The 467-nt window shown below is 33.8% G+C and carries 1 protein-coding gene; it reads right to left on the minus strand.

The annotated features are described in order from the left end of the window. Window positions 1–43 precede the first annotated feature (43 nt). Window positions 44–217 carry a hypothetical protein gene (locus tag HMPREF2701_RS10555; RefSeq protein WP_000159607.1) on the minus strand — a complete coding sequence of 58 codons (174 nt, stop codon included), beginning with the start codon at window positions 215–217 and terminating at the stop codon, window positions 44–46. Between the last annotated feature and the right edge of the window lie 250 nt (window positions 218–467).

Genomic DNA, 467 nt, shown 5'->3' on the forward strand with positions numbered 1-467 from the left:
TAATACCGTTCTGAAGTTTGGTATTGATTTGCGGTGATTCGTTTCATAGCGCTCCTCCAAGTTCTTTGAGTATTAAATCTCCACTTGATTCCAATCGAACCAAGCCACTTTTTTCTAATTCAGCCATAAGAGAGATAGCTTCAACAATGTCAATTCCCATTTCACGTACTAAAAATGAAATGACAATATAGCGTGATGATTGTAATTCTTTTGTCATTTTCCCTCCTGAAAATAAAAAAAGGAGAACAATATACAATTGTTCTCTCGTTAGTTAAATATTTATTGTTGTATTCATTTTTCCGATGCGCAAACGACATCTACAAATACATATACATCTATGTGCCTTTTTAGGACTTTTCTGACGTCAAAATTGCCTTTATCTACAAAGACAAAATGCTTGTAAAATAGCTTAAAATCAAGGATTTTCACCCTATTTTTCGTTGTAGCAACACTACACACTCCACGTG

This window comes from Streptococcus sp. HMSC077D04 (assembly GCF_001808785.1).
Classification (GTDB): domain Bacteria; phylum Bacillota; class Bacilli; order Lactobacillales; family Streptococcaceae; genus Streptococcus; species Streptococcus mitis_BX.

Bases quoted from the DNA above. Each gene is read 5' to 3' on its own strand.
- HMPREF2701_RS10555 (WP_000159607.1), bottom strand. From the start codon at position 217: ATGACAAAAGAATTACAATCATCACGCTATATTGTCATTTCATTTTTA.